Annotated in this window: 18 protein-coding genes; 13 read left to right on the top strand and 5 right to left on the bottom strand. The window is 40.1% G+C overall.

Going from position 1 to position 19,322, the window contains the following annotated elements; genetic code table 11:
* Positions 1-44: 44 nt before the first annotated feature.
* The 3 genes from T7867_RS18610 to T7867_RS18620 all read right to left on the bottom strand — a co-directional run bounded on the left by T7867_RS18610 (position 45) and on the right by T7867_RS18620 (position 3,703).
* Positions 45-698, bottom strand: coding sequence for a response regulator (locus tag T7867_RS18610; RefSeq protein ID WP_273276779.1), 654 nt, complete (start codon positions 696-698; stop codon positions 45-47).
* A complete protein-coding gene (locus T7867_RS18615) occupies positions 691-3,063 on the bottom strand; it encodes a PAS domain S-box protein (protein WP_322299646.1) in 2,373 nt (790 codons plus the stop codon). The genes T7867_RS18610 and T7867_RS18615 overlap by 8 nt, the downstream gene beginning before the upstream one ends.
* 118 nt (positions 3,064-3,181) lie before the next feature.
* On the bottom strand, positions 3,182-3,703 hold the full coding sequence (locus tag T7867_RS18620; protein ID WP_068220731.1) for a fibrobacter succinogenes major paralogous domain-containing protein: 522 nt from the start codon (positions 3,701-3,703) through the stop codon (positions 3,182-3,184).
* A 202-nt stretch (positions 3,704-3,905) separates the two neighbouring features.
* On the opposite strand from T7867_RS18620, the gene T7867_RS18625 reads away from it, so the two are divergent.
* The 8 genes from T7867_RS18625 to T7867_RS18660 all read left to right on the top strand — a co-directional run bounded on the left by T7867_RS18625 (position 3,906) and on the right by T7867_RS18660 (position 11,623).
* Positions 3,906-4,874 carry a vWA domain-containing protein gene (locus tag T7867_RS18625; protein ID WP_068220730.1) on the top strand — a complete coding sequence of 323 codons (969 nt, stop codon included), beginning with the start codon at positions 3,906-3,908 and terminating at the stop codon, positions 4,872-4,874.
* On the top strand, positions 4,871-5,824 hold the full coding sequence (locus T7867_RS18630) for a tetratricopeptide repeat protein (RefSeq protein WP_322299647.1): 954 nt from the start codon (positions 4,871-4,873) through the stop codon (positions 5,822-5,824). Before T7867_RS18625 ends, T7867_RS18630 begins: the two co-directional genes overlap by 4 nt.
* Before the next feature lie 171 nt (positions 5,825-5,995).
* Positions 5,996-7,174, top strand: a complete 1,179-nt coding sequence (locus T7867_RS18635) for an acetyl-CoA C-acyltransferase (RefSeq protein WP_288343124.1) — start codon at positions 5,996-5,998, stop codon at positions 7,172-7,174.
* 53 nt (positions 7,175-7,227) lie between these two features.
* Positions 7,228-8,547, top strand: coding sequence for a toxin-antitoxin system YwqK family antitoxin (locus tag T7867_RS18640; RefSeq protein ID WP_322299648.1), 1,320 nt, complete (start codon positions 7,228-7,230; stop codon positions 8,545-8,547).
* 45 nt (positions 8,548-8,592) lie between these two features.
* Entirely contained in the window at positions 8,593-9,534 is a 942-nt protein-coding gene (locus tag T7867_RS18645; RefSeq protein WP_322300143.1) for a phosphoribosylaminoimidazolesuccinocarboxamide synthase, read from the top strand.
* 1 nt (position 9,535) lies between these two features.
* Entirely contained in the window at positions 9,536-9,901 is a 366-nt protein-coding gene (locus T7867_RS18650; RefSeq protein ID WP_068220715.1) for an STAS domain-containing protein, read from the top strand.
* Between the two features lie 10 nt (positions 9,902-9,911).
* On the top strand, positions 9,912-10,829 hold the full coding sequence (locus tag T7867_RS18655; protein WP_273272492.1) for a ribonuclease Z: 918 nt from the start codon (positions 9,912-9,914) through the stop codon (positions 10,827-10,829).
* Between the two features lie 5 nt (positions 10,830-10,834).
* Positions 10,835-11,623, top strand: coding sequence for a queuosine precursor transporter (locus T7867_RS18660; RefSeq protein ID WP_322299649.1), 789 nt, complete (start codon positions 10,835-10,837; stop codon positions 11,621-11,623).
* Here the strand turns inward: T7867_RS18660 and T7867_RS18665 are convergent.
* Entirely contained in the window at positions 11,620-12,357 is a 738-nt protein-coding gene (locus T7867_RS18665) for a TrmH family RNA methyltransferase (RefSeq protein WP_322299650.1), read from the bottom strand. The genes T7867_RS18660 and T7867_RS18665 overlap by 4 nt on opposite strands.
* Before the next feature lie 14 nt (positions 12,358-12,371).
* Between T7867_RS18665 and tamL the strand changes: the two genes are divergently transcribed.
* Entirely contained in the window at positions 12,372-14,831 is a 2,460-nt protein-coding gene (tamL, locus tag T7867_RS18670; protein WP_456115149.1) for a translocation and assembly module lipoprotein TamL, read from the top strand.
* Here the strand turns inward: tamL and T7867_RS18675 are convergent.
* On the bottom strand, positions 14,828-16,933 hold the full coding sequence (locus tag T7867_RS18675; RefSeq protein WP_322299652.1) for an alpha-ketoacid dehydrogenase subunit alpha/beta: 2,106 nt from the start codon (positions 16,931-16,933) through the stop codon (positions 14,828-14,830). The genes tamL and T7867_RS18675 overlap by 4 nt on opposite strands.
* 163 nt (positions 16,934-17,096) lie before the next feature.
* On the opposite strand from T7867_RS18675, the gene hemF reads away from it, so the two are divergent.
* Genes hemF through T7867_RS18695 form a run of 4 tightly spaced genes read left to right on the top strand, consistent with a single transcriptional unit; the run spans position 17,097 to position 19,322 of the window.
* Complete coding sequence (gene hemF / locus T7867_RS18680; protein WP_068220695.1) at positions 17,097-17,999, top strand: oxygen-dependent coproporphyrinogen oxidase; 903 nt, start codon at positions 17,097-17,099, stop codon at positions 17,997-17,999.
* Complete coding sequence (locus T7867_RS18685; protein WP_322299653.1) at positions 17,996-18,547, top strand: phosphatase PAP2 family protein; 552 nt, start codon at positions 17,996-17,998, stop codon at positions 18,545-18,547. The genes hemF and T7867_RS18685 overlap by 4 nt, the downstream gene beginning before the upstream one ends.
* Complete coding sequence (locus T7867_RS18690) at positions 18,544-19,068, top strand: hypothetical protein (RefSeq protein ID WP_322299654.1); 525 nt, start codon at positions 18,544-18,546, stop codon at positions 19,066-19,068. Before T7867_RS18685 ends, T7867_RS18690 begins: the two co-directional genes overlap by 4 nt.
* Positions 19,068-19,322 carry a hypothetical protein gene (locus tag T7867_RS18695; protein ID WP_322299655.1) on the top strand — a complete coding sequence of 85 codons (255 nt, stop codon included), beginning with the start codon at positions 19,068-19,070 and terminating at the stop codon, positions 19,320-19,322. The genes T7867_RS18690 and T7867_RS18695 overlap by 1 nt, the downstream gene beginning before the upstream one ends.

Genomic DNA, 19,322 nt, shown 5'->3' on the forward strand with positions numbered 1-19,322 from the left:
TCGAGAAACACGTAATCTAAAAATTAGGTGTTACACCTATATTCTTACAAATGGGTGAAAATCTGATTCTCTAATGCAAATATTACCAGGCCGGCAACATTCTTACTTCCTGTCTTGGAAAGCATATTCCTTTTATGGGCTTCGACTGTTCGACCACTAATAAACAGCTCTTCTGCAATCTCTTGATTGCTTTTCTGAGCTAGAATTAAAGCGAGTATTTCCTTTTCCCTATCGGTAAGGTCTGCTGCACCAACAGGCAACTTCTGGTCTACCCCGCGCAACTTATTCATCATGACCTCTGTAATCTCTTTTGAGTAAAAATGCCCTCCATTGGCAACGGTGTTCAGGGCATTATATAGCTCTGTCCTGTCAATATCTTTAAGCACGTAACCATCTACCCCGAGCTGCAACAGCTTCTTAATGTAAGGCGCATCGCCAAACATTGTCAACACAATAATCTTCTGATCTGACCTTTGCTTCTTGAGCTGCTCGGTAAGCTCTATACCAGAAATACCTGGCATTTGAATGTCAGTCATTACAATATCGGCAGACACCTCTTTAAGCTTGGTTAATGCCTCTTTGCCAGAAGAAGCAGTACCAACAATTTCAAAATCAGACGATTTATTGATGTAGGCATTCAACCCATCTACAATTAGCGGATGGTCATCTACAATAAATAGGCTTACTGGCTTATTCATGTGCACCTGCCTCCCTTGGCAACCAAACCACTAAACATGTTCCTCGACCCGGACGTGAGTCGACAGTTAATTGACCGGATAACGCAACAATTCTATTTTTCATGACAGTAAGTCCAAAACCTTGTCTATAAAGATCAATTTTATTCTTGTCAAAGCCAACTCCATTGTCTTCAATCATCATTTGAAATTCATTTTCGTTAGAGATTAATTGCACACTCACCTTAGTGGCTTTTGAGTATTTTGAAATGTTATTGAATGCTTCTTGAATAATTCTGTAGAAACTCAGTTCTATCTCCTTACTTGGCTTTTCTCTGAGGTTGTCATAATAACTGATCTCAATTCCTAAATTTTCTTTTAACTCATCTAGCAACTGTTGAATGGCTTGGTTAAGGCCTAGTTGGTCTACTTCATAAGGCATTATTTGATGTGCAATATTTCTACTCTCTTGAATACCTTGCTGCAAATATTGCAAACTCTTTCGATAATGTTCTTGTGCCGACTTAGACAACTTCTTTACCTCTTCTTCTATATTCTTGAGATTGAGAGAACTAGCCCCAAGTATTTGCTGAACACTATCGTGTAAATCTGAAGCAATACGTGCCCTCTCTCTATTTTCTGCAGCATAAATAGCCTGACTGAGCTTTTCTTGGTTTCGTATAATCGGACTGATATCAAAAACACAGCCTTCTAAGCCTATATTTTCTCCTTCGGCATCAAAAACACCAACACCTTGCTCCCACATCCATTTTTGGGTTCCGTCTTTGGTTTTTATTCTATATGTTATTCTAAATGGCGCCTTTCTTGAAACACTCTCTTGTACCTGATTCCAAACCTCGTCTCGCTCTTCTGGCACTATCAGCTCTCCATACCTAACATCACTCGGAGAACCATAAAACTCGGCCTGTTTAAACCCAGTAATTTGCTCACAGGCCCGGCTTATATAATCCATTGTCCAATGTAGGTCATTGCGGCACTGATAAACAATTCCGGGCATATTGCTAATCAGATTATTGATTTGCCTATAACTCTGCTGCAATCTAATTTCTGCCTCCTTTTGCTCCGTAATGTCTGAAACAATAGCCATTATAAGTGTCTCTCCTTCTAGACTCACAGGGCTCAGACCTACATCAATAAAAAATAATCGCCCATCTTTTCGCCTCCCCTTTAAGTTCAAGTCTCTTTCTGGAGAATATGTATAAGGTTTCTCAAAAAATATCTGCATAAAGTCATTGTACTCCTTACGCTTATCTAGAGGGATGAGCTTTTCCAGCTTCATACCCTTCAACTCAGTATGAGAATACCCAAACACTTCTATAGACTTATTGCTGTGCAGCAGTATTTCATCTTGCTGGTTGATCAGAAATAGAGCATTTGGATCGTCCCTGACCACCGCCCTAAACCGCTCTTCTTGCTGAGCCAATTGCTGGGAGTAAATTTTTCTTTCATGAATATCTGCATGGCTCCCAACCACTCTAAGTGGCCTTCCGTGCTCATCCCAAACAGCTTTGCAAGTAGCTTTGAACCAATGATAATCTCCATTCTTTTTAAGGAGTCTAAACTCCATAATGTATGGCACTCGATTATTTAGGTAATCATCGAACCTTCTCCTAGCCTCTTCTCGCTCGTCAGGATGAATGAGATCATAAAATCCGTCAATCAAGTCAGAGAGTTCGCCCTGCTCGTAGCCTAAATTGGCATACATCTTTTCCGACCAGAAAATTTTATCGCTTTGAGGCTCCCAATCCCATATTCCATTCTGAGTACCCTCAACCGCCAATTGAAACCGCAGCTTGCTATCCTCTAGTTCGGCAGTTCGCTGCTTCACCTTTTCTTCTAACCCCATCTCCAAATTTTCTCTCTCTACTGCAGCACCAATAGAATTTGCTAACGAAAGAAGTAGCTTGGTTTCTGATTCGGTCCAAATATTTTCTTTCTCCATATTAGAAAGAGAAAGCGCTCCCCATAACTCTTGTTCTACCAAGATTGGAAATAAGCCAACAGCCTTAGTACCATCGGCTGCCATATGATTTTTTAAAAGCCCTGTGGCATTAGAGTAGGTTATAATAAAAGGCTTCCCTGAAAGCAACAACTGATATAGCTGACCAAACTCGGTAAATGAAATCTTTTGATTATTAGCAAAGCGTTCTGGTTTGCTGGCTTGAGAAGAGAAAGACATTAGAGAAGCCACTAGAGCTCCATTGCTGTCTTTAAATGTTTTATAAAGTCCTGTAGAAGTGACTTCAAGGTTGTCGCAGAGAGTTTTTAAGGCAATAGCAGTACCCTCTTCCAAATTAAGGGAGACTAGTGCGTTGGTTGCTTCGGCTATGCCTAAAAGGAAGTTATCTATTCCTTTTTGGTTCTTCATATTGATAGTACTGCTATTACCAATATAAGAATTTCAAAATGCCCATCTAAATGAGAGGCAAACAAAAAGGCTTTCCCGTCTGGAAAGCCTTTTTTGACCTAAACACTAGATGTGTATACTACTTTCTTATAAGTCTTGCTGATAATTGTGAACTGGCCAATGTTTTACCCATTCTATAACTCAGCTGATCTTTGTCTATTACTACATAATTGTGAGCACCGTCATCTTTCAACCAGAGGAACATTTTCTCTCCCATTGAAGATTCTCCAATAATCGGATCTACATACCCATCATATTCCCAGTTAAAATCATAGTAACTAGAAGGTATTACTCCTGGTGCAGCTTCAAAACCCATATTTGAAAGCAATGCTTTCATATCTGAGCTTGTTGGTAAATTCCAGCCTTCTGGCTTTAGCGATTCAACTTCTTCATAAGTCAACAACTCATCAGCAGTGAGCTCTGTAACATTAGCTAAGTTGCTAGTCATCCACTCGGCAGTCCCAAAAGTAGCTGTAGTAAACTCAGCTTCTTCTGCCAATACATCAGCATTCGAACTCTTATTAGATAGTGCCAGCTCAATAGGCATATAGAGCAATGGTACCGAAAGAATAAAAGCGAATAGTGACTTGAGAGTTTTCATCGTTCTTGATTTACATTTCAAAGATGTGACTTCAATACTGTCTGACTATTGGTAATTCTCTGCACCGATAGAAATAGGTAATTCTCTTAGACGAATACTGTCATGGAGCTTAACAATCTTTAACGCTTGATTTTCCGTAGCAGTTGATGAATGGCATTACATACTTCCATTACTTAATTATATTTGAACTTTGCGATAGAAAATGACTTGGTTTAAAAGTATAGGTACAACAGAGTTAGTTATTATAGGAGTGTTTTTGGTGGCCTACGCCATTTACATTTCGCGTTTATTGGTAGTGGCCAAAAGAATGAACACCACTTTTAGGCCTTTAATTTTTAAAATACTAATAAGAAGCTTAGCTCTTGCCTTTCTAATTGTAGCACTTCTTGGCCCTTCATTCGGAGAAACTACCAAAGAAGTTAAATCTGAGGGCAAGGACATTTACATAGCAGTAGACCTTTCGCAATCTATGAATGCCTTCGACATTCAACCTACTCGATTAGAAAAGATCAAGTTTGAACTAAAGAACATAGTCGAAGCTTTTAGCTCAGACCGTATCGGACTCATCATTTTTAGCTCAGAGGCATTCGTTCAGTGCCCTCTTACCTACGACCAAAGCGCCCTGAGCCTTTTTATAAGCACACTTAACACAAGCCTTGTACCGAATGCGGGAACCGACTTTGGTGCTCCGCTAAGCATGGCTTTCGATAAACTAGATGAAACTGAATCTCCCATTACTCAGCAAAAAGCCAAAATTGTATTAATGATTAGTGATGGTGAAGATTTTGGAGACGAAACTCAAGAGGCCGCAGAACAAATTGTAAAAAGTGGTATTCAGTTGTTTGCTTTGGGTGTTGGTACCGAAACAGGTTCTAAAATAAGACAAGCCAATGGGTTTAAAAGAGACAGAGAAGGTCAAGAGGTAGTAACAAAGCTCAATAGCAAATCGTTAAGGAAACTGGCAGTAGATACAGGCGGTAAATACTTTGAGATTAATGAAAATCAAAATGATGTTGAGCGCCTAATAAGAGCCATAAACGAAGTAGAAGGCGAAGTAAGAGACGCCAGAACAATAGACGCTTCGGCCAATAAATTTTACTTCTTTCTGCTAGGTGCCATTGTGCTACTAGCGTTAGATGCTTTAATAAGAAGAAAGACTTTAAGAATATGAAGTACCTAATTGGTGTATTAATCTTAATAGCGAGTATCACAGACCCGGTAACTAAAATTGCCAAGTCCAACAAGCTAAAGAGAACCGCAGAAGCTGCGTATGAAGCAGAAAACTATGCAGACGCTGTTCAGGCTTACCAACTCTTGTTAGACTCTATGCAGGTTGAGGATGACAAAGCTAGACTCAACTTAGCGAATGCTGCCTACATTATATCGTACGGTGGTGAAAACATGGGCTTACTAAGCGACATTAGCAGCGGAAAGACTAAAGTACAGGATAGCTCTCAGCTAAATGCCATCAGTGATGATCTTCGATATTTTGACATTGCCGAGAAGAACTATAAAGCGGTAAGTGCATCTAACAACAACAGCCTGGCTTCTTCCGCACATAATCAGTTAGGAATTATCTCCTATAAAATGAGTGAGCAATCGCCAGATGAAAAGGAATCGTTTATGCAGGGTGCACTGGGCAACTTTAAAAAGGCGCTCTTGAAAAACCCTACCAACGAACAAGCCAGATATAATTATGAATTGCTAAAAAAACTGATTCAGCAACAACAAGAGCAAGAGCAGCAAAATCAGGATCAGAATCAAGATCAGCAGCAACAACAAGATCAACAGAACGAAGACCAGCAACAGCAAGATCAACAGCAGAAGCAAAAGGATCAAGAACAACAACAAGATCAGGAGCAGCAGCAACAAAACGATCAAGAACAGCAGCAAGATCAAGAGCAGAAAAACGAGCAGCAACAGCAGGAACAAGAGCAGCAAGAGGGCGAACAAAAGGAAGACCCTATGGAAAAGCTGATGGAGAAGCTCAAAGAAATGAACATTCCGCTTGAGAAAGCGCAAATGATTCTTGAGGCTATGAAAAATAACGAGGTGCAGTACGTTCAGCAGAAAAAGCGCAAGGCATCACAGAAGAAAGATTCTAGCAAACCAGATTGGTGATTTATTAGCAAAAGGTTGGAAGATGGATACGGAAACTCAAGGCAAGAGAGCAAAAATTTCTCTTGAGTCTATTGGCTGAGGTCTGACATCTACTATTGCAACTCTCCCCTTTCATTCTCCACCTCATTTCTTATATTTGCTAACGATCGTTAGGAAAACTATAATTTGATTATGAAGGAAGTATATATAGTATCGGCTGGGCGAACCCCAATCGGTAGTTTCGGAGGTAAATTAGCAGGTTTCTCTGCTGTTCAATTAGGTACTTTTGCTATTAAAGGAGCCTTAGAAAAAGCTGGAGTTAGCGCTTCAGAAGTTCAAGAGGTATTTATGGGCAATGTAGTTTCTGCTGGTTTAGGCCAAGCCCCTGCTCGTCAGGCAGCATTAGCCGCAGGTATTAGTAATGAAACCCCTTGTACAACTATTAACAAGGTTTGTGCCTCAGGTATGAAGTCCGTAATGCTAGGTGCCCAATCTATTATGTTGGGGCTTCAAGATGTTGTGGTTGCAGGTGGAATGGAAAGCATGTCTAATATTCCTTATTACATTCCTAAAGCCAGATATGGTTACAAATATGGTAATGGCGAACTAGTAGACGGACTACTTAAAGACGGTCTTTGGGAAGCTTATCACGAGTTCCCAATGGGTAACTGTGCCGACAATACCGCCAAAGAGATGAACATCTCTAGAGAGGAGCAAGATGAATATGCTATTAACTCTTACAAAAGAGCAGCCGCAGCTACTGAAGCAGGTAAGTTCAAAAGTGAGATAATTCCGGTGGCTATTCCTCAAAGAAAAGGCGACCCAATTATTATGGATGAAGACGAAGAGTACAAGAACGTCTTCTTCGATAAAATTCCTGCACTGAGACCAGTTTTCAGCAAAGAAGGAACAGTTACAGCGGCTAACGCCTCTACTATTAATGATGGTGCTTCTGCCATGGTATTAATGAGTAAGGAAAAGGCAGAAGAACTAGGCGTTAAGCCAATTGCTAAAATCTTAGGCTTTGCCGATGCTGCTCAAGAACCGCTTTGGTTTACTACAGCTCCATCAAAGGCTATTCCTAAGGCTATGAGCGTAGCAGGAATTAGCAAAGAAGATGTAGACTTCTACGAAATCAACGAAGCTTTTTCTGTAGTAGCTTTAGCTAATAATAAAGAACTAGGCCTAGACCCTGAAAAAGTAAATGTTAATGGTGGTGCTGTTGCTCTTGGTCACCCTCTGGGGGCTTCAGGAAACAGAATCGTTACTACGCTTTGCAGTGTACTAGAGCAAAACAATGGCAAAATTGGTGTTGCTGGCATCTGTAATGGTGGCGGTGGTGCTTCTGCCTTGGTTATTGAGAAAATGTAAGATTATTATACTAATTGTGAGAGCCTTACGTAATTTTACGTAAGGCTTTTTTTATGAAAAGAACAATCTACACCATTGCATCACTAGGTGTTTTAGCATTCAACACACTTGCTCAAGACACGGTTACTAAGTTCTACCCACCAGAATTCAAAACTGTAAAAGAGAGGTATACCATTTTAGATGGCGACTCTACCATGATTCATGGTGAATACACCAAGTATTTTGAAGAAGGAGAAGTTGCAATGAAGGGCAAATTCGTTTCTGGTAAACCAGATGGCCTTTTTGTGGAGTATTACGAAGATGGAAAATTGCTCTCCAAAACCACATACGAAAACGGTAAAAAAACTGGCCCTTTTGAGGTATTCTCAAAAAGCGGAAAACCAATTCAAAAAGGTGAGTATGTAGATGGCGAGCTTAATGGACAAGTAAAGACTTACTACGAAAATGGTGACCTTAAAAACAACATCAACTTTGATGCAGGTGTGCCCAATGGAAAAGCTGTAGAATACTTTCCAGGAGAAATAAAGAAGCAAGAATTCACTTACCTCAACGGCAAGCAACATGGCGTTGCAAAAATCTATTACAACAATGGAGAACTCTCTTCAGAATTCACTTATAGCAATGGAATTATTGAAGGAGCATACCTCACCTATTATAGTAATGGAGAAAAAGAATGGGTCTATAACTATGTTGGAGGATATAAAAATGGGCCCTACAAAAAGTACAACCCAGAAGGCAAACTCATTGATGAAGGAACTTACCTAGATGGAATTTTCAATGGACTAAGAAAAACCTATTACGACAGCGGAAAACCTAAAGAGATCCACAACTATCAAAGAGGAGCCAAAATTGGTAAAAACATCACCTATTTTGAGACAGGTGAAGAAATGTGGGTAGAGAACTACACCAAAGTAACCAAAGATGGCACCATCAGAGAATACTATAAATCTGGTCAGCTTAAATCTGAAGAAATCTATATAGAGGGAAGAAAGAGTAAAGTCTGGCGTACCTTTTACCCTAACGGACAAGTAGAGTCTAAAACTCCTTATGAATCAGGAGCAATCAATGGGTTTATTGAGCTTTATACTGAAGAAGGCAAACTCACTAAGACCATTCCCTACAAATTCGGGAGAAACACTGGTGTAGAGACGGCATATTTTCCTAACGGCAAAAAGCATACAACCACTACCTACTTAAATGGTCAAAAATCTGGAGTCTACTATGAATACTTTGAATCTGGAGAGGTAAAAGTGAAAGGCAACCACCTCTATGATGTAAAGCAAGGCAACTGGACTTATTACAATAAGGCACAAAAAGCGATCAAAGGAGAGGTTTACAACAGAGGCAAACTAATTAGCTCAACAGAAAATTAACAAGCCTTATATCGAGAATCGATTTTTGACTATTTTTACCCGATGATCGAAGGTATCAAGGAAACGAATTTTCATTTTCCTAATCAAACTGGTTTTTACAGCGGAAAAGTAAGAGACATTTACTTTTTTGAAGACAAGCTGGCCATGGTGGCCACAGATAGAATTTCGGCATTCGATGTCATTCTCCCACGCCCTATTCCTTACAAAGGTCAGGTACTTAACCAAATTGCACAGAAATTTCTGAAAGCAACAAGCGATATAGCACCAAACTGGATAAGCGATGCTCCAGACCCAAATGTGAGTATAGGGCTTAAGTGTGATACTTATGCGGTTGAAATGGTGATAAGAGGCTATTTGGCTGGTCACGCTTGGAGAGAATATAAAGAAGGAAAAAGGGTGCTCTGCGGAGTAGCGCTACCAGAAGGACTGAAAGAAAACGATAAGCTTCCAGAACCTATTATCACTCCTACTACTAAAGCTATGGAGGGGCACGATGAAGACATTTCCAGAGAAGAAATTCTTGCCCAAGGTATAGTTCCAGAGTCTGAATATATTCAGCTTGAAAAATATACAAGAGCTCTCTTTCAAAGAGGGACTGAAATAGCCGCAGAACAAGGCCTCATTTTAGTAGATACCAAGTATGAGTTTGGTCGCTTCAACAATGAAATCTATCTTATCGATGAAATTCATACGCCAGACTCATCTAGATACTTCTACAAAGAAGGCTACGAAGACAGACAAGCTGCCGGAGAAAAACAAAAGCAACTATCGAAAGAGTTTGTAAGACAATGGCTTATTGAAAATGGATTTCAAGGAAAAGAAGGCCAACAAATTCCGACCATGACAGACGAAGTGGTGCAGTCAATATCTGACAGATACATTGAATTGTATGAAAAAGTGACAGGCGAACCTTTCGAAAAACAAAGTGGAACGAACGTTGCAGAACGCATCCAAAAAAATATTAAGAACTATTTAGCAAAGCATTAATATGAAGTTTTCTATAGAAAAAGAATCTCTTTACACCGTCTTCAAACTAGAAGAAGAAAAGCTTGATTCAACCCTTTCTCCTGAACTAAAATCTGAATTGGTGGCCCTGCAGGCACAAGGAGTTAACAACCTTATTTTAAACCTTTCTGCAACTAAGTACGCAGACTCTTCTGGCCTAAGCGCACTTTTGGTAGGTAACAGAGCTTACACCGAGAACGGTGGTGCATTTATTCTTAGCGAGGTTACTGCATTTGTAGATAAGCTATTGACTATATCTCAGCTCAACAACGTGCTGACAGTATTAGCTACTGACGAAGCAGCCAAAGACTTAATTTTGGCTAACAGCCCAGAAGAGGAAGAAGAGTAATTCTCCAATTTTGAGCATCAGAGTAAAAATATTAGGCTCCAATTCAGCCACTCCTGCACACAGGAGACATCACACCTCTCAACTAGTAAATGTAGAAGGCAAATACTACATGATTGACTGTGGTGAGGCTACCCAATTGCAGCTGAAACGCTACAAACTTAGAGCTCAAAGAATTAACAATATTTTCATTTCTCACCTCCATGGTGACCATTACCTAGGTCTGATGGGGCTTCTTTCTTCCATGCACTTAATGGGCAGAAACAAGCCTCTCAACCTGTATGGCCCAAGAGGTCTTTCAGAAATAATTACGCTACAACTTAAGTATTCAGATACTGCTTTTAATTATGATGTAGCTTTTCATGAAGTTGACACACAAAAGTTTCAATTGATTCATGAAGACGAGTTAATTTCTGTTCATTCCATTCCTCTAGACCATAGAATACCTTGTTGTGGTTTTCTATTTGAAGAAAAGCCTAAGAATAGACGCCTAATTAGAGAAACTATTCCGGAAGACTTATCTGTAAGGAATATCATTAGGCTCAAAAAAGGAGAAGATATATTCGATGAAGAAGGCAAGCTCCTCTTCAAAAATGAGGACATGACTCTTCCGCCAAGGCAATCTTTCAAATATGCCTATTGCTCCGACACTAAATATAACGAGTCTATAATCCCGATTATAGAAGGCTCAGACATGCTTTACCACGAATCAACTTTTCTGGAAGAGCACAGAGATAGAGCACATAACACCTTCCACAGCACAGCCAAAGAAGCTGCAACCATTGCTGAAAAAGCAAAGGTTGGTAAACTGTTACTCGGACATTTTTCTGCTAGGTACAAAGAGCTAGAACCTATTCAAGAAGAGGCAAGGCTTGTGTTCCCAGAATCTCATTTGGCTATAGAGGGCGAAGAGTATATCTTAGATAGCTAGGCGTTATGGTCACCTCTATTCTTAAGGACAAAAAGAACAGTTTATTCATTATCCTGAGCGGCATATTTATTACCAATGCCCTTATTGCTGAACTTATTGGCGGGAAAATATTTTCAGCAGAAAAGTCATTAGGCTTCCAACCTTTAGACATTCCCTTATTTGGAGATTTCTTGCTTCAGTTCAACCTCACTGCTGGAGTAGTGCTTTGGCCAGTAGTTTTTATTACCACAGATATTATCAATGAATATTTCGGCAAAAAGGGAGTTCGGAGAATAACCTTTATTACGGTTGGCCTCATTACCTACGCCTTTTTGGTGATTTACTTAGCAATGAAATTAGCTCCAGCCGACTTCTGGTTATCTGTAAATGCCACCAATGAGCAAGGCGAAGCTTTCGATATTAATTACGCCTTTGAAAAGGTGTTATCCCAAGGACTCAACATCATTTTTGCATCGCTTGTAGCCTTTGTTATTGGTCAACTGGTAGATGTATCTGTTTTTCATCGATTAAGAAAAATGACAGGACCTAAAAGAATCTGGCTACGTGCAACGGGTTCTACGCTCATCTCTCAGCTGATAGATAGTTTCGTAGTGCTTTTTGTGGCATTTTACTTTCTTGGACCTTGGAGTATTACTCAGGTATTAGCCGTTGGTCTTACTAATTACACTTATAAGTTTCTTATTGCCATTTTGCTTACGCCAATTCTTTATGTAGCTCATTACCTAATTGATAATTACTTGGGTAAAGAAACAGCAGAAGCTATGATGGCCGAAGCAAGCTCACAAGACACCTAATTTCGAAAGAAGTTATCTAGAACAACAGCAGTAGCAACTCCTACATTTAGAGACTCAGCCCCTCCTCGCCCAGGTATTTTAATAGGGTCGGTAATTAACTTCCTTAATTCTTCTGATATGCCGTGAGACTCACTACCCATCAGTACTATCCCTGGTTTCAAATCACTTTTATAGATAGATTGTCCCTCTAGTAAAGCACCATAAACCCTACAATCTGACTCAGCTATAAACTCCTTTAGTTTCCCATATGATACCTTTACTCTTGTAAATGATCCCATGGTAGAATTGATCACTTTAGGGTTATAAACGTCTGCTGTATCTTCACTACAAATAATATTATTGATACCGTACCAATCTGCAATTCTGATGATTGTTCCTAAGTTTCCAGGGTCGTTGATGCCATCTAAGGCTAAAATCAGTTCATTTTTATCAGCACTTAGTTGAGACTGAATAGGGATTTTCACCACAGCCAAACCGGCCTTGTTCGTCTTGAAGGTACCAACTTGTAATAAATCGGCCTCCTTTGCTTCTATTACCTCATTAGCTCTGGCTTTTACCCTTTCAGACAACCTGTTTAGAAACTCGGCAGTACCCAATAAGCTCTCAACTTGGTAGCTAGATCGAAGCACTTCTTCCACTCCTTTGGCTCCTTCAACTAAAAACTTAGCTTCTAGCTGACGATATTTTTTTAATTGCAGAGATTTAAAGTACTTTGATTGTCGTTTAGAGAGCATATTGATTGTTGTTCGTGAAGCTAGGAATCCGATTATTCTTACTGTTTTTCATTACCCTTTTTCTTGCAAATTGCACCGGAGTTAAATACCTACAACCTGGTGAAAAGTTGCTATATAAACAGCGTATTGAAGGTGTAAAAAAAGCAAATAAAAATGACATCGCAGATCAGATTCTTTTAGAACCAAATACAAGATTCCCTATTCTTGGTCCCGTTGGTGCCCACATCTACGAAACTGGTGAACGAGCATTCGATTCTGCCAAAGTAGCTAAAAGCCGAGCTGAGTTCATTGAAAAAATAGATGCAAAAATCGAAGAGAAAGAAGCTGAAGGAAAACGCATTGACCGATTAGAATGGCGCAAACAAAGGCGCCTAGAACGCTACGACAAGCAATTAAGGTTAGGTAATGGCAGAATGCGCACTGGAGACCCTCTAGCCATTTATGATAGCACACTGATTACTCAGTCAGCTACAAGAATTAAAAACTACTTACTTAGCAAAGGCTTCAGAAAAGCCGAAGTAGAAATAGAAAAGGAGGAGAAAGGACGTAAAGTAATCCAAACCTTTATCATTACTGAAGGGGAAAGAAGTTTTCTAGATAGCTTAAATCTAAGGACAGGTGATACCACCATCACGAGAATAATCAATGAATCTAGAAGTGAATCTTTCCTCAAAAAAGGAGAATACTATGACAGGGAGAACTTAGCTGCCGAACAAAACCGAATAGACTTACTCTTAAGAAATAATGGCTACTTCGCCTTTAGCAAACGCTATGTGGAATTTGTGGTAGAATATGCTCCAGACTCTGAAGATATGTGGTTAACCACCATTGTAAATAAACCTGCAGAAAGAGATTTCCATGAACAGTTCGAACTAGACTCCATTATTGTAAGCGCCAATGGTTCCGAGCCCGTTGCTACACAAGAACAATTCTTAGACGTTACATACAACTATGGAAGCACTTATTACAAACCATTAGTGTTAGACACTCGCTTAAAATTAGAGCCTTACGAAAACTACAGATACTCTGACGTAGTAAATACTCAAAGACAGCTTCTGAACATGGATATGTTCAGGTTCGCCAATATTAACTTCGACACAACCTTAGTAGAGGGAAAATTCATCGCCAATGTTTACACTGCTCCTCTCCAGAAGTTTCAGCTCACACAAGAGCTAGGAATTAACTTTACCGAAGGTAGACCAGGTCCTTTTTACAATCTTTCGCTTAGAAATAGAAACACATTTAAAGGAGCTGAAATAATGCAATTTACAGGCTTTGTTGGTTCAGACGGTGTCTCTGCTGCAACAGACCAGAGTGGTGCATTGAGTAACCTTCAATATGGTGGCTCAGTGAGTCTAACCTTTCCTCGTTTTGTAACTCCTTTCAACTCTAGAGAACTCAGTAGACAGTCTTTTAACGCAAAGAGTGCGCTCACTATGGGATATTCTTTTACTTCTAGAAGAGAGTATTCAAGAAGTAACCTCAACGGCTCTTATGCTTACTCTTGGCAAAACGAACAAGGAACCAACTCTTACAGACTCACTATATCAGAAATAAACCTGATCAACACTACTAAAATAGATTCTGCATTTAACCGCCAACTGCAAGACTTAGCCCTTCAGGGAAACACTCTAGCCCTAGCTTTCGATAGGTCTTTTGTGTCTAACACCTCGTTCAATGCTGTATTCAACTCCAATTATGGAACGCTAGTAGAGCCTTCCAACTACTTTAGGGTCTATCTAGAAGCTGGTGGAAATATCTACAACTTTGTGGGCACAGGTTTGCTGGAAAACAATGACCTAACTTTTTATAAATACGCAAAGGCACAGTTAGACTTCAGAAGACACATCCCTCTGTCGGAAGAAAAGTCTTTATCTATGCGGGCAAACATAGGCTATGCCAGGCCTTATGGTGACAACGAAGCACTTCCTTACGAAAGATACTTCTTCAGCGGTGGTAGCAGCAGCAATCGTGCTTGGTTACCTCGAAGATTAGGCCCCGGTTCTGCGCACCCTCTAGCCTTAGATGAAGACGGGTTCAACATAATTGAAAATGGCGAATATGTATCGCTTATTGCTGGAGCCGATAGCTATAGGTTCGAACAACCAGGAGAGATTTTGCTAGAATTGAGTTTGGAATACCGAGCTAACATTACTGGCTTTTTAGACTGGGCCTTTTTTATTGATGCTGGCAATGTCTGGAGGTTTAAAGAATTTATAGATGATTCCTCACCATCTTCTAGCACACGCTTAAGGTTATCTAGTGGTGGAGCATTCGAATTCAATGACTTCTACAAAGAAATTGCCGTTGGCGCAGGCCTTGGCTTGCGCTTCGACTTCAGTTTCTTAGTATTCCGATTCGATGTAGGCCATAAAATAAAAGACCCAAGATATCCTGAAGGTCAACGTTGGAGAAGACCTTTTTTCAAGAGCTCACAAACCGTTTGGAATATTGCTGTAGGGCTGCCTTTCTAGTAATTCAATAAAGTCTCTATCTGCTGCTCCACCTTCTCAGGAGTTGGAAGCATTGCCTTTTCCAAGTCTACATTGAGTGCAATTGCAGGAAGGTTCTCTGCTCCATAAGCCATTACGGGGGCATCTAATATTTCGAAACAGTGTTGAGATATTCTACCAGCCAATGACTCTGCAAATGAATTCAACAATGGTTCTTCGGTTAGAACTAACGCTTTATTATGTCTTGATACTGCCTCTTTTATGGCATCCCAATCTATAGGGTTCAATGTTCTCAGATCTAGTATTTCTACTCTACCTTCAAACTTCTTACTAGCTGCTTTCGCCCAGTAAACTCCCATACCATAAGTAATCACCAAGCAAGACTCTCCATTTTCGATAGCTTCTTGATTAGCCTCCTGATCTACCCTAGCCCTACCCAAAGGCACAATGTATTCAGAATCTGGCTCAAACGTTTTTGCCAATTCAGTACCAGGCACTTTCGACCAATAGAGCCCCTTATGCTCTAACATCACTACCGGATTAGGGTCGTGAAAAGCTGCCTTAATTAGGCCTTTCATATCAGCAGCATTTGAAGGGTATACCACTTTAATACCTCTGATATTTAACAAAGTGGATTCCACACTACCAGAGTGATAAGGACCTCCTCCGCCATAAGCACCAATTGGCACTCTAATTAACGATTGAATTGGGAACTTACCTTCACTCAAATAACAGCTTTTGGAAAGCTCTTCTACCAGCTGATTGATACCAGGCCAGATATAATCTGCAAACTGAATTTCAACAATTGGCTTAGCACCAACTGCCGACATTCCTGCTGTTGACCCAACAATATATGCTTCCTGAATAGGTGTGTTAAATACCCTACCATCTCCATATTTCTGCGCAAGTGTGGCCGCTTCTCGGAAAACACCTCCAAGCGTACCTCCTACATCTTGACCATAGAATAGAGCTTCTGGATAGTTCTTTAAAATATCGTCTACTGCATGAAGAGCTGCATCAACCATTACCACTTTTTCCGCACCCCTAGGCTTTCTCTCACCTTTTTCTTCAGTTATAGGAGTTGGAGCGAATTCGTGATTTAATACCGTTGAAGGGTCTGGATCATCAGCATTCAATGCTCTGGCATATTCAGACTGTACAAATGCCTTCGCTTCGTCTTCAAGCTTAACTAAATCGGCCTCTTTGAACTTAGCCGACTTCAATGCTTTTCTCAATTTCGGTATCGGATCATTGACCTGATGCTCATCTAAATCATGATCTCCTCGGTACCATTCTTTCCTTACACCTGATGTGTGGTGTCCAAGCAATGGCGTTTTAGCATGCACCAAAATTGGACCTCTATTTTTTCTTACGTATTCAAAAGCTTGGCTCATTCCTTTGTAAGAGTCTACAAAATCAGAACCATCGACTCGCATACGTTCCATTCCTTTAAATCCGGCTACAAATTCATACGCATCCATAGCCCTCATCTCTTTCCCCGTAGCACTAATTCCCCAATCGTTATCCTGAATAAGGTATACAATTGGCAATTTATGCAAGACAGCCATCTGCATGGCTTCAGATACTTCACCCTCAGTAACAGAACCGTCTCCTAGTGAGCACAAGACAACGGGGTTATTATTTCCACCTAAAAGGCCTTGCCCCTCTAGGTAGTGAATTCCATGTGCCATACCAGTGGCAGGAATGGCTTGCATACCTGTGGCCGAACTTTGATGGGGTATAGTCGGGAAACCCTCACGCTTAAGAGAAGGGTGTCCGTAATAGGTTCTCCCTCCAGAGAAAGGATCGTCCTTTTTACCCATTAACTGCAGCATTAACTCGTAAGGCTTCATGCCTATACCGAGCAAAATAGATTCATCGCGATAGTATGGTGCAGCAAAATCGAACTCTTGAAGTTGAAAGGCAGCGGCTAACTGAATAGCTTCATGTCCACGAGATGTACTGTGAACATATTTACTACATACCGCACGGTTTTCATCATACAAAACAGCCATATTATAAGCTGTTTGCATGAGGCGATATGCCTTTTCAAGAATATTTTTTGGGACTTGTATGTTTTTGGACTGTTGTTCTTTCTTAATCTCTTCTCGCGTCAAATCCATTAGTCTTTATTTCTATTCAAAGTTAGTCAATAATTCAAACCAAATCAGAAAAAACTAACAACCATTAGTTTTTTTTAGTTTAACTGGTATTTTGCTCACGTGGTTACATCATACAATCCCTATTGTTGCTTTATACTTAGAGTTAAAAAGCTAATTTTGCAGCATGCCACAAGTCAACAAAGAAGACATATCTGCAGTTTTTAAAAACATTCAAGACCACATTTGTAAAGAGCTCGAAAGAGTAGATGGTCAGGGAAAATTTATCGAAGATAAATGGCAAAGACCTGGCGGTGGCGGTGGACGAAGCAGAGTTATTCGGGCTGGTAATATCATAGAAAAAGGTGGAGTAAACTTCTCGGAAGTACACGGCAAAACTCCGGAGAAAATCTTGAGTTCTTTCGGATTGACTGAAGGCGACTTCTTTGCCACTGGTGTATCTATAGTACTGCACCCAGAAAACCCTTGGGTGCCCATTATACATATGAACATCAGATACTTCGAAATGTCTAATGGAACCTATTGGTTTGGTGGTGGAATTGACCTGACTCCACATTATGTAGATACTGATGATGCTAGAACCTTCCACCAAAAACTAAAAGCGGTCTGCGACAAGCACGATACCGACTACTATAAGGAGTTCAAACCGTGGGCAGACAATTACTTCTACATTAAGCATAGAAAAGAAACTCGAGGTATTGGCGGCATATTCTTCGACCACCTTTCAGAAGACAAGAACAAAAGCAAAGAAGACATTTTCAATTTTGTCAAAGATGTAGGATTAATATTCGCACCTATATACACTCATTTCATGACCAAGAACTCAGTGAAGACATACGGTAAACGCGAAAAAGATTGGCAAATGAACAGGCGTGGAAGGTATGTGGAATTTAACCTAGTGCTAGACAGAGGAACTAAGTTTGGCTTAGAAACAGATGGCCGAACTGAATCCATTCTTATGAGCTTACCTCCAATGGCTGGCTGGGAGTACAACTACCAACCAACAGCAAACTCCCTAGAAGCCAAAACTTTAAGTATGCTAAAAAAAGGTATTAACTGGGTGGAATGATAGAACAACTTGAAATTTGGGACAAGGCGCTTTTTCAATTCCTTAACGGTCAGCATAACAGTTTTTTTGATTGGCTCATGCCATGGATCAGCGATAAATATGTATGGATACCTTTCTATGCATTGCTATTATACCTGATGATTAAAAAGTCTGGATTCAGATGGTGGCAAATTATAATAGGTATAGTAATTCTGATTCTTATTAGCGACCAAATAGCCTCTGGTTTATTAAAGCCATGGGTGGAAAGGCTGAGACCTTGTTACGACCCCGAACTGGAAGGCACAGTTCACCTTCTCAAAGGGTGCGGTGGCAGATTCGGATTTGCATCGAGCCACGCTAGTAACTCTTTTGCAGTGGCTATGTTTTGCTGGCTATTATTAAAAGATAGCTTGAAGCATGTCTGGTTGCTTTTTGTCTGGGCTTCTTTAGTTGCCTACTCTCGGGTCTATTTAGGCGTGCATTTTCCTGGAGACATTTTGACTGGAGCATTGATTGGTATCTTCAGTGGCTATGTTGTTCATTTTGTGCTAAAAAGACTGAAGTCATGAGGTTTATAAAACCACTAGTCTTTACTGCCATACTATGTATTATAAGCACTAACTCAGCGCTTGCTCAATTATCTGAGGATTGGCACGGCAATTTTTCTGGAGAAGTGAGTATTTACAACGAAAAAGGTCTATCTCAAAAAGTGCATATGCGGTTAGAAATAAAACCACTTTCTGACAGCACCTATCAATGGAAGATTACCTACGGTGAAGGAGCCAATGCAGACATAAGAGATTACAGAGTTCTTAGCAACCCCGAAGATCGAAATCAACTAATTTTAGATGAGCTTAACGGTATTAGACTTTACTTGAGCTACATAAATGAAGGGTTATATAGCTGGTTTGGGCTGAACAATTCGGAGCTACTACTGAGCTATGAGCTTAGCGATAACCAAATTCAATTTTCGGCTATTAGCTCACAGAATAATAAACTACTAGAAAGCGGAGGTTCGAACGAAAACACGTCATCAGTAGTTACTCAACCAGTGCGGGTTGTTCAAAAGGCCACGCTAATTAAAAACTAATGGGAAAGAAAGACGCTATTGTATTTAAATATTTCAAACGCGTATTTGACGATTATCAGGTACTTGTTTCTGTTAACCCTATTGACTTTTCAGGGATAGAGTTAATCATTCACCCTGACGGAAGAATTGAAAAAACTGACATTCAGTTTGACGAAGACATCTATGAAGATCTAGAAGTAGATGAGTTCAAAGAAAGCAGCCCGCTGGAGTTTCAGCTTTACATGAAAAAAGACTTCTTCACTAGAGAAGATTAG

This window comes from Roseivirga spongicola (assembly GCF_034376045.1).
GTDB lineage: Bacteria > Bacteroidota > Bacteroidia > Cytophagales > Cyclobacteriaceae > Roseivirga > Roseivirga spongicola.

What these genes read in the sequence shown, in the direction of transcription:
- T7867_RS18690 (WP_322299654.1), top strand. Translation starts at nt 18,544, where the DNA reads ATGAGGTTTATAAAACCACTAGTCTTTACTGCCATACTATGTATTATA.
- T7867_RS18675 (WP_322299652.1), bottom strand. Translation starts at nt 16,933, where the DNA reads ATGGATTTGACGCGAGAAGAGATTAAGAAAGAACAACAGTCCAAAAAC.
- T7867_RS18665 (WP_322299650.1), bottom strand. Translation starts at nt 12,357, where the DNA reads ATGCTCTCTAAACGACAATCAAAGTACTTTAAATCTCTGCAATTAAAA.
- T7867_RS18640 (WP_322299648.1), top strand. Translation starts at nt 7,228, where the DNA reads ATGAAAAGAACAATCTACACCATTGCATCACTAGGTGTTTTAGCATTC.
- T7867_RS18610 (WP_273276779.1), bottom strand. Translation starts at nt 698, where the DNA reads ATGAATAAGCCAGTAAGCCTATTTATTGTAGATGACCATCCGCTAATT.
- T7867_RS18685 (WP_322299653.1), top strand. Translation starts at nt 17,996, where the DNA reads ATGATAGAACAACTTGAAATTTGGGACAAGGCGCTTTTTCAATTCCTT.
- T7867_RS18625 (WP_068220730.1), top strand. Translation starts at nt 3,906, where the DNA reads ATGACTTGGTTTAAAAGTATAGGTACAACAGAGTTAGTTATTATAGGA.
- T7867_RS18695 (WP_322299655.1), top strand. Translation starts at nt 19,068, where the DNA reads ATGGGAAAGAAAGACGCTATTGTATTTAAATATTTCAAACGCGTATTT.
- T7867_RS18630 (WP_322299647.1), top strand. Translation starts at nt 4,871, where the DNA reads ATGAAGTACCTAATTGGTGTATTAATCTTAATAGCGAGTATCACAGAC.
- hemF (WP_068220695.1), top strand. Translation starts at nt 17,097, where the DNA reads ATGCCACAAGTCAACAAAGAAGACATATCTGCAGTTTTTAAAAACATT.
- T7867_RS18620 (WP_068220731.1), bottom strand. Translation starts at nt 3,703, where the DNA reads ATGAAAACTCTCAAGTCACTATTCGCTTTTATTCTTTCGGTACCATTG.
- T7867_RS18660 (WP_322299649.1), top strand. Translation starts at nt 10,835, where the DNA reads ATGGTCACCTCTATTCTTAAGGACAAAAAGAACAGTTTATTCATTATC.
- T7867_RS18650 (WP_068220715.1), top strand. Translation starts at nt 9,536, where the DNA reads ATGAAGTTTTCTATAGAAAAAGAATCTCTTTACACCGTCTTCAAACTA.
- T7867_RS18635 (WP_288343124.1), top strand. Translation starts at nt 5,996, where the DNA reads ATGAAGGAAGTATATATAGTATCGGCTGGGCGAACCCCAATCGGTAGT.
- T7867_RS18615 (WP_322299646.1), bottom strand. Translation starts at nt 3,063, where the DNA reads ATGAAGAACCAAAAAGGAATAGATAACTTCCTTTTAGGCATAGCCGAA.